Below are 9,042 nucleotides of genomic sequence, written 5' to 3'. Positions count from 1 at the left end.
CTTCTGAGCAAGAAGGTGATTCAGATGGCTGGAAATCGGCGTTTCATGGACCGCTTCATGCGAGCCACGGAGAAGGCGGCGAAGGTCTGGGGCCCTGGGGACATGGCGCTGAAGACCAGGAAGAACCACATGCCCGTCAGCAGGGCCAGCGCGAGCCCGGCGAGCAACGGAAGCCCGGCCAGCAGCAACGCCGTTTTGGCCCGTTGCTCCGGAGGCTTTTCAGCCACGGGCACCGGATCGGCCAGGTCCGTGTCCGGTCGGAACGGTTCGTCCGGTTCGCTGCCCACGACCAGCCGCAGCCGGCTGCCGCCGATCCGCACGCTGCGGCCGGCCTGCAGCACGACCTGCCGGGTGCGCCTGCCCCGCCAGACGATGCCGTTGGACGACCCGGCGTCGCGCAGCATCACCTGGCGGTCGGTGACGTCCACGGTGGCGTGCAGCCTCGAGAGCGCCGGATCCGCGACGGTCAGCGTGCAGGCATGGCGGCCGACGCTGAAGCTGCCGCGCCCGAGGGTGAACAACCGGCCGGCGTCGGGGCCGGCGGTGACGGCCAGCAGCAGCGGCGGCAGCGCGGGCGGTTCCCGGCACGGCACCACCACCGCGTCCGGGGCGCAGACGACGACGGCGCCATCGACCAGCGGGGACACGCCGGCGGCGAGGGAGGACAGCCTCCGTCCGGCCACCGTGAAGGCCGCCCCGGGCAGGCGCCCGCCCAGCCAGGCAGCCAACGGCGCGGCGCTGCTTCCCGACTCCAGCCCCGCGACGGCATCGGCATGCGCCGCGACCCAGGCCGCCGCGGTGGCCGGAAGGCCGGGGGCCGCCACCAGCGTCAGATGAAGGACCATGACAAGGAACCTAGGCCGAAGGGCGCGCTATTTTACTGTTCGGCTTCCGGTATGTGGATAACCTGCGGTACCGGAGGCTGACGCGAACAAGCGATACCCTTGACTCTGGGCCGAAGGGCCGACACACCGACACAACGAGAAAAGGCCTTTGCTCTTGAAGATCGCTGTCATTGCTCTGGGAAAGATCGGGTTGCCGTTGGCCGCCCAGTTCGCCTCGAAGGGGCACGAGGTCGTCGGCGTGGACGTCAACCCCGCCGTGGTCGACCTGGTCAACGCGGGCAGCGAGCCGTTCCCGGGGGAGGCGGGGCTCCAGGACAGGCTGGCCGAGCTGGTGCCGGCGGGCAGGCTGCGGGCGACCACCGACTATGCGGACGCGGTGCCGGGAGCAGACGCCGTGGTGCTGGTGGTGCCCCTGTTCGTGGACGCGGAGGCCAAGCCCGACTTCGGCTGGATGGATGCTGCCACGCAGGAGCTGGCTCGGCACCTGACGCCGGGCACCCTGGTCTCCTACGAGACCACGCTGCCGGTAGGCACCACCCGGACCCGGTGGAAGCCGATGCTCGAGGCCGGCTCCGGCCTGGTCGAGGGCGAGGACTTCCATGTGGTCTTTTCCCCGGAGCGGGTGCTGACCGGCCGGGTGTTCGAGGACCTGCGGAAGTATCCCAAGCTCATCGGCGGGCTCTCCGGGGCCGGTGCCGCGGCGGCGCAGGAGTTTTACGAGGCGGTGCTGGACTTCGACGACCGCCCGGACCTGGCGCGCGGCAACGGCGTCTGGGACCTGGGCTCGGCCGAGGCCTCCGAGCTGGCCAAGCTCGCCGAGACCACTTACCGGGACGTGAACATCGGGTTGGCGAACCAGTTCGCCCGCTATGCCGCGACCGCCGGGATCGACATCTACCAGGTGATCGAGGCGTCCAACTCCCAGCCCTACAGCCATATCCACCAGCCCGGCATCGCCGTCGGCGGGCACTGCATCCCGGTGTACCCGCGGCTGTACCTGTGGAACGATCCGTCGGCCACGGTGGTGGCTGCGGCCCGGGCCGCGAACGCGGGCATGCCGGACTACACGATCGGCCTGCTGGAGGGTGCGTACGGCGACCTGGCCGGCGCGCGCGTGGCCGTGCTGGGCGCTGCCTACCGCGGCGGCGTGAAGGAGACGGCGTTCTCCGGGGTGTTCGGCGCGGTAGAGGCGATCAACGCGCGGGGCGGCACCGCCGTCGTGCATGATCCGATGTTCAGCGACGGCGAGCTCGCCGCCCTGGGCTTCACGCCCTACCGGCTGGGCGAGCCGGCCGACGCCGCGGTGGTGCAGGCCGACCACGCCGAATATGCGCAGCTGGGACCGGACGACCTTCCCGGCGTGAAGGTGTTCGTCGACGGCCGGCGGGTCAGCTCGGCCGAACGGTGGCCGGGCGTGGCGTACCGGGTGATCGGCAAGGCATGAGGGCCGGAGCGAAGACGCAATGGATGGTGGAGCAGCGGTCGTGAGCGGAAAGAGGGAACCCATGGCGTTCATCGCCGATTCGGCGGACGTCGCCGACGCCGCCCGGCTGGGCGAGGGCACGAAGATCTGGCACTTGGCGCAGGTCCGCGAGGGCGCCGTGCTGGGAGAGAACTGCATCGTGGGCCGGGGCGCCTACATCGGCACCGGGGTGCAGGCCGGGGACAACTGCAAGATCCAGAACTATGCGCTGGTGTACGAGCCGGCGCGGCTGGGCCGCGGCGTGTTCATCGGACCGGCGGTCGTGCTGACCAACGACACCTACCCGCGGGCGGTCGCCCCGGACGGGTCGCTGAAGAGCGCCGACGACTGGACGCCGGTGGGCGTGGACATCCGCGACGGCGCGTCGATCGGCGCGCGGGCGGTCTGCGTGGCCCCGGTGACTATCGGCGCCTGGGCCACCGTGGCGGCAGGCTCCGTGGTCACCCGCGACGTGCCCGACTACGCCCTCGTGGCCGGGGTTCCGGCCAGGCGGATCGGCTGGGTGGGCCGGGCCGGACAGCGGCTGGTCCAGGACCCGGCGGACCCATCCGGGTGGGAGTGCCCGGCGACCGGCGCCCGGTACCGGGAGGACGAGGGCGTGTTGCACGAAGTTTCGGACGAAACCGGAGGAGAACAGCTGTGAGCAAGGACTTCATACCGGCGGCCAAGCCCATCATCGGGGACGAGGAACGGGCCGCGGTGGACGCCGTGCTGGCCTCCGGGATGCTCGCCCAGGGCTCGGAGGTCGCCGCCTTCGAGCGGGAGTTCTCGCAGTTGCTGCTGGACGGCCGGCACGCCGTGGCGGTCAATTCCGGGACCTCCGGCCTGCACCTGGGCCTGCTGGCCGCCGGCATCGGCCCGGGCGACGAGGTCATCGTCCCGTCCTTTACCTTCGCGGCCACCGCGAACTCGGTGGCCCTGACCGGCGCCACCCCGGTGTTCGCCGACATCGAGCCGGAGCATTACTGCCTGGACCCGGACGCGGTCGCCGCAGCCATTACGCCGCGGACCAAGGCCGTCATGCCGGTGCACCTGTACGGCCACCCGGCCGACATGGACGGGCTCGGCAGGCTCGCCGCGGAGAAGTCGCTGCTGCTCTTCGAGGACGCCGCCCAGGCCCACGGCGCGTCGCTGCGCGGCCGGCCGGTGGGCACGTTCGGCGAGTTCGCGATGTTCAGCCTGTACCCGACCAAGAACATGACCTCCGGCGAGGGCGGCATGGTGTCCACCGGCAGCGACGACCTAGCGCGCCGGCTGCAGCTGCTGCGCAACCAGGGCATGGAACGCCAATACGAAAACGAACTGGTCGGCTTCAACGCCCGGATGACCAACCTGCACGCCGCGATCGGCCGTGTGCAGCTGGGCAAGGTCCTCGGCTGGACCGAACGGCGCCAAGCCAACGCCGCGTTCCTGGACGCGAACCTGGACGGCGTGGGCACGCCGAAGGTGGCAGCCGGGGCGGTCCACGTGTACCACCAGTACACCGTGCGGATCGGCGCGGGGGAGCGCGACCGGTTCGCCGCGGCGCTGAAGGACGAATACAACATCGGGTCCGGGGTCTACTACCCGATCCCGAACCACCGGCTGCCCTCCTTTAACGTCGCCGCGGACCTGCCGGTGACCGAGGCCGCGGCCGCCGAGGTGCTCTCGCTGCCGGTGCATCCCTCCCTCGACGCCGAGGACCTGGACCGGATCGCCACGGCGGTCAACGCCCTCGCGAAGGCAGGGGCGTGAGCATGGCGGGGAACGGCAAGAACGTGCTGCGCGCCGGGCTGATCGGCCTGGGCATGATGGGCCGCCACCACGCCCGGGTGCTCCGCGAAACCGAGGGCGTGGAACTGGTGGCCGTGGCCGACGCGTACGGCGACCCGCACGGCGCGGCGCCCGGCCTGCCCGTCTTCGGCGGCGTCGAGGAGCTGATCGGGGCCGGGATCGACATCGCCATGTGCGCGGTGCCCACCGGCCTGCACGTGGAAGTCGGAATGGCCCTGGCCGAGGCCGGCATCCACACCATGGTGGAAAAGCCGATCGCGGACACGGTCGCGGGCGGCGAGAAGCTGGCGGACGCGTTCGAATCCCGCGGGCTGATCGGCGCCGTCGGCCACATCGAACGCTACAACCCGGCGCTGCAGTCGCTGCGCGCACGGCTGGAAGCCGGCGAACTCGGCCGGATCTTCCAGATCGCCACCCGCCGGCAGGGCCCCTTCCCGGCGCGGATCGCAGACGTCGGCGTGATCAAAGACCTCGGCACGCACGACATCGACCTCACCGCCTGGCTGGCACAGGCCGGCTACGCATCCGTCAGCGCCAACACCACCATCCGCACCGGCCGAGAGCACGAGGACATGGTGGCGGCCACCGGCCTGCTGGACAACGGCGTGATCACCAGCCATCTGGTGAACTGGCTGTCGCCGACGAAGGAACGCGTCACGGTGGTCACCGGAGAACGCGGCGCCTTCGTGGCCGACACGCTGACCGCCGACCTGACCTTCCACGAAAACGGCACCATCAACACCGAGTGGGAGTCCGTGGCCAACTTCCGCGGCGTCTCCGAAGGCAACATCACCCGCCTGGCCATCCCTAAGCGGGAACCGCTGAAGGTCGAACACGAGGCCTTCCGCGACGCCGTGCTCGCCACCCGCGGACTGCCGCCCGGTTCCCCGGCTGCCCGGCACGACGGCGGTGCCCGCCCCGGCCGCCCGGCGGCCAGCATCGTCACCATGCGGGAAGGGCTGAACACGCTGCGCGTGGCCGAAGCCATGATCGCCAGCGCGAAGGAATCCCGCACCATCGGGCTGCACGCCTGATGGGCCTGCGGATCGTGCTGGCCACCCGGATCTACGCACCGGAGGCCGGCGCCGCCGCCTACCGGCTGGCCGCCACCGTGCGGGCCCTGACCGAGGCCGGCCACCAGGTAACCGTGCTCACCACCCGGCCCCCCAAGGGACTCCCTGCCGCGGCGGGGACCAGCGGCGACGGCGCCCGGATCCTCCGCTGGCCCGTGCTGCGGGACGCCAGCGGCGCCGTGCGGGGCTATCTGCAGTACGCCAGCTTCGACATCCCGCTGTTCTTCCGCCTGCTGGCGCAGAAACCCTTCGACGTGCTGCTCGTTGAGCCGCCGCCGACCACCGGCGTGGTGGTCCGGGCCGCGGCCGCGCTGCGGCGCCGTCCCTACGTGTACTTTTCCGCCGACGTCAGCTCCGATGCGGCGGCCGGAATCGGAGTGCACCCGCAGGTGGTCAAGGTGCTGCGGGCAGTGGAACGCTGGGTGGTGACCGGCGCAGCCGGCGTCCTGAGCATCTCGACCGGCGTGACCCAGGCGCTGGCGCGGCTGACCTCCGGACGCGCCAGGGTGGCCGAGGTGGGCACCGGCATCGACACCGGCACCTTCAGCCTGCACGGGCCCCGGGATGCGCACCCCGGCCCCACCTTCGTCTACGCGGGCACCATGTCCGAAATCCAGGGCGCCGGCGTGTTCGTGGACGCATTCCTCAAGATCATGGACCGGTACCCTCACGCGCGGCTGCTGATGTACGGCGGCGGCGTGGAGTTGGAGGAGCTGCGCCGGCGGGCGGCACCGGCGGGTGAGCGCATCCGCTTCATGGGAACGGCCGACGGCGGCACGATCGCCGGCGCGCTGCGCTCCGCTACCGCGGGGCTGGCCTCCGTGCGGCCGGCCCGCGGCTATGACTTCGCCTTCGCCACCAAGGCCTTCGTCTCGCTGAGCTGCGGCACGCCCGTGGTCTACGCCGGCGTCGGCCCGCTGCGGCAGCTGGTGGCCGACCACGGGCTGGGCCAGAGCGTGGACTGGGACGCCGGCCAGGTGGCCGAAGCCCTGGCCGCGGCGCTGGAACGGACCCCGGACGACGCCGAGCGCCGCCGGCTGTCGGACTGGGTCGAGCGGAACTACTCGCTGCGCAGCGTGGGGGCCCGCGCCGCCGAAGCCGTCGCGGGTGCCGCGAAAGGCTTTCGGCCGCGCTGACGCCGGCTCCGGCAGGGCGTCGGCAGGGCCGCGGCAATGCCTCCGGCGGTGGCGCGGCCAGGCTCCGACAGCGCCGAAAGGATAGCTCCGGCGACGGCCTCGGTCAGGGCGTCAGCAGGGCCGCGAGGATGCCCCTGGTGACGGCCTCGTCCTCGGCCGAGCTGAGCGCCGCGGCGGCTCCGTGGGCGTTTGCCTTGTACTTGTCCACCTGTTCCGTGGTCAGCGACGCCAGCGCCCGGGCCAGCGACTCGGTACTGAAGTCCTCGGTCACCACGCCCAGGTCGTAGGCCTTCATCAGGGCCGCGGTCTCCGGGGACGGGCTGAATACCAGCGCCAGGCGCGCCTGGACGAAATCGAAGAACTTGTTCGGCAACATGAACCTGTGGTTCATCGTCTGCGGCGGAAGGGAAAAGACCCCGACGTCGTAGGCATTGAGCGTGGCGGGCAGCTCTTCCGGCGGCACCGCGTCGTGGAAGGTGATGCGTTCGTCGCCATCGGCCAGGTCCTTGAGCTGCTGCCAGTAGCGCCCGCCGTCGCGCGCCTTGACCAGGTACAGATCCAGGGTGAAGCGGTCATCGAGCAGCTTTACGGCGTTGATGGTGCCTTCCAGGTTGCGTCCGGGTACCGCGGCGCCGCTGTGGACCAGCCGGATCTTCCCCGGCACGGGGGCCGACGGGTCCAGATATCGGAACGGCCCCGCGTTGCGGACCACCTCCACCGTGCAGCCGAACTGATCCGCATACATCCGGGCGATCGATCCGTTAACGGCGGTGACCGCGGCGCTGATCGGCAGGTACTTGGCGCAGAGCCTGTGCATATACGGCGCGACCAGCAGCCGCCAGGGCAGTACATGGGAGCGTTCCTCCGGCGCCCACTCGTGCATGTCTCCCCACACCGGGGCCCCCTGCGCCACGGCGTGGGCCAGGGGCAGGGCGCGCGCCTCATTCGCCACCACCAGGTCGAAGCGGCGTCCCGCCACCAGTTCGCGGGCCTGCTTGATGGCGGGGGCAGCCAGCTCCACCGCAGAATACAGGCGCAGCGCCAACAGCAGCACACCCAGCGGCGTCTGCGGCAGCGAGGGCAGCGACGCGTCGATTTCGAGGTGGTGGGTGGCTCCGGGGGGACGCTTGCCGTAGCTGAGCGTGGTGACCTCACCGGCTTCGGCCAACAGCTTGACTTGCCGCAGCACCCGGGAGTCGGCCTGGATATCCGAGAACGAGATACACAGGATCTGCTGGGCCACCACTGCTCCTTGTCGCTGACGCCGGGCGAATGCCGGACACTGAAAGATTACCGTCCGGGAATCGGTCCGCCGCGGCGCGACGGTGCACCGGGCGCGCCGGACCGCGGCGCGAGGGGAGGATGCGGGACCGGGCTGCAGGCCTCCGGCCCAAGACAGCCGGGCGCATGGCAGCCCTGCGGACCCCGGGCCGCGGCAGGGGACCGGGCGGGGCCCGCAGCCCCGGGGTGGCGTTCAGGACGCCGGGCTAGGATGGCGATAAGCCGGACCGAGCCGGCTGCAGCCCACCAAGGTCCGGGAGCCCCGTGAAGATCGCCATCACCAAGAGCACGTTGCGGATTCCGCCAACGTACTTCGCCACGGCGCACGCCGAGCGGTTGAAGGACAGGCACGACTTCCGTGTCTTCACGCTGGTGGCCGAGATCGAGGATTCATCCGTCACGATCCCGGTGACGGACTTCGTTCCGGTGCCGCGGCTGGGCTTCCGGCGCCGCGAGCTCATGATGCCCGCTTTCATGCCGGCCATGACCGTGGCAGTGGGACGCTTTGAACCGGACATCATCCATCAGCACTTCGCCACCTGGTCGACGCCCGCCGTCAAGGCATCCATCGTGTCCGGGACGCCGCTCATCACCACCATGCACGGCTCCGACATGGTCTCGCTGGGGAATCCCGCGGACACGGTGATGGCCCGGTGGCACCACCGGAACGTCCTGGCCGCGGCGGCGCACAGCACCCGCATCCTGGTGGTCAGCAACTACATGGCCGGCCGCGCCGCGGAGCTGGACTTGGACACCGCGAAAATCCGGGTGCATTACCAGGGCGTCGATACCGACTACTTCGAGCCGGTCCGCTACGAGGCCGATGAAGTGCCGGTAGTGCTCTTCGTCGGCCGGCTCAACACGCAAAAGGGCATCCGGGATCTGTTGGACGCCTCCCTGGCCGTCTGGCGCAAGGCCCGGCACCGGCTGGTGGTGATCGGGGACGGGCCCTTGCGGGACACCGTCGCCGAGCAGGCCGCCAGCCATCCGCACATCGACTACCTGGGCCGCCAGGACAGGAGCGCGATCCGCTCCTGGCTGCAACGGGCACATGTCCTGGTGGCCCCCAGCCAGGAAGCCGGCGGCGCCCGGGAGGCCGCCGGACTGGTGCTGCTGGAAGCCCAGGCGTGCGGCACTCCCGTGCTGGCGTACCGCAGCGGGGGCATTCCCGAAATGATGGACGACGGCGTCACCGGACTGCTGGCACCGGAAGCCGAGTACAACCAGTTGCAGGACGGGTTGCAGCAACTGCTGCAGCTGGGCAGCGCGGAGTACCTGGCCATGCGCCGCGACGCGCGCAAGTTCGTGGTGGACCAGCGGAGCCTGGCGGGCAGCGTGCGGGAGCTGGACGGCCACTATCGCGACGTGGCAGCCCAGCCGCCGGCCGCCGGACGGCAGGGCCCGCCGCCGCCGGAACAGCCGTGACCATTCCCTGTGTGGAATACTAGGCG

The 9,042-nt window shown here is 71.0% G+C and carries 8 protein-coding genes; 6 read left to right on the top strand and 2 right to left on the bottom strand.

Annotated features, from left to right (window positions below; translation table 11 throughout):
• Positions 1-20: 20 nt before the first annotated feature.
• Positions 21-845: an FHA domain-containing protein gene (locus tag AC5RUH_RS10100; protein WP_494128502.1), complete on the bottom strand. Its 825-nt coding sequence runs from the start codon at positions 843-845 to the stop codon at positions 21-23.
• Positions 846-999: 154 nt separating this feature from the next.
• On the opposite strand from AC5RUH_RS10100, the gene AC5RUH_RS10095 reads away from it, so the two are divergent.
• From AC5RUH_RS10095 to AC5RUH_RS10075, 5 genes are all read left to right on the top strand, one after another.
• Positions 1,000-2,289 (top strand): nucleotide sugar dehydrogenase, encoded by a 1,290-nt coding sequence (locus AC5RUH_RS10095; RefSeq protein ID WP_494128504.1) that lies wholly within the window; start codon positions 1,000-1,002, stop codon positions 2,287-2,289.
• A 61-nt stretch (positions 2,290-2,350) separates the two neighbouring features.
• Entirely contained in the window at positions 2,351-2,971 is a 621-nt protein-coding gene (locus AC5RUH_RS10090; RefSeq protein WP_494075511.1) for an acyltransferase, read from the top strand.
• Positions 2,968-4,062 carry a DegT/DnrJ/EryC1/StrS family aminotransferase gene (locus AC5RUH_RS10085; RefSeq protein ID WP_494128501.1) on the top strand — a complete coding sequence of 365 codons (1,095 nt, stop codon included), beginning with the start codon at positions 2,968-2,970 and terminating at the stop codon, positions 4,060-4,062. The genes AC5RUH_RS10090 and AC5RUH_RS10085 overlap by 4 nt, the downstream gene beginning before the upstream one ends.
• A gap of 2 nt (positions 4,063-4,064) precedes the next feature.
• Positions 4,065-5,135, top strand: coding sequence for a Gfo/Idh/MocA family protein (locus tag AC5RUH_RS10080; protein WP_494075681.1), 1,071 nt, complete (start codon positions 4,065-4,067; stop codon positions 5,133-5,135).
• Complete coding sequence (locus AC5RUH_RS10075) at positions 5,135-6,310, top strand: glycosyltransferase (RefSeq protein WP_494128500.1); 1,176 nt, start codon at positions 5,135-5,137, stop codon at positions 6,308-6,310. The genes AC5RUH_RS10080 and AC5RUH_RS10075 overlap by 1 nt, the downstream gene beginning before the upstream one ends.
• A gap of 103 nt (positions 6,311-6,413) precedes the next feature.
• Here AC5RUH_RS10075 and AC5RUH_RS10070 read toward each other — a convergent pair whose 3' ends face one another.
• On the bottom strand, positions 6,414-7,553 hold the full coding sequence (locus AC5RUH_RS10070; protein WP_494128499.1) for a glycosyltransferase: 1,140 nt from the start codon (positions 7,551-7,553) through the stop codon (positions 6,414-6,416).
• Between the two features lie 302 nt (positions 7,554-7,855).
• On the opposite strand from AC5RUH_RS10070, the gene AC5RUH_RS10065 reads away from it, so the two are divergent.
• Positions 7,856-9,016 carry a glycosyltransferase gene (locus AC5RUH_RS10065; RefSeq protein ID WP_494075507.1) on the top strand — a complete coding sequence of 387 codons (1,161 nt, stop codon included), beginning with the start codon at positions 7,856-7,858 and terminating at the stop codon, positions 9,014-9,016.
• The last annotated feature ends 26 nt before the right edge of the window (positions 9,017-9,042 follow it).

The organism is Arthrobacter sp. Y3223166 (genome assembly GCF_059090935.1).
This window is presented reverse-complemented; position numbering and strand designations above follow the sequence as displayed.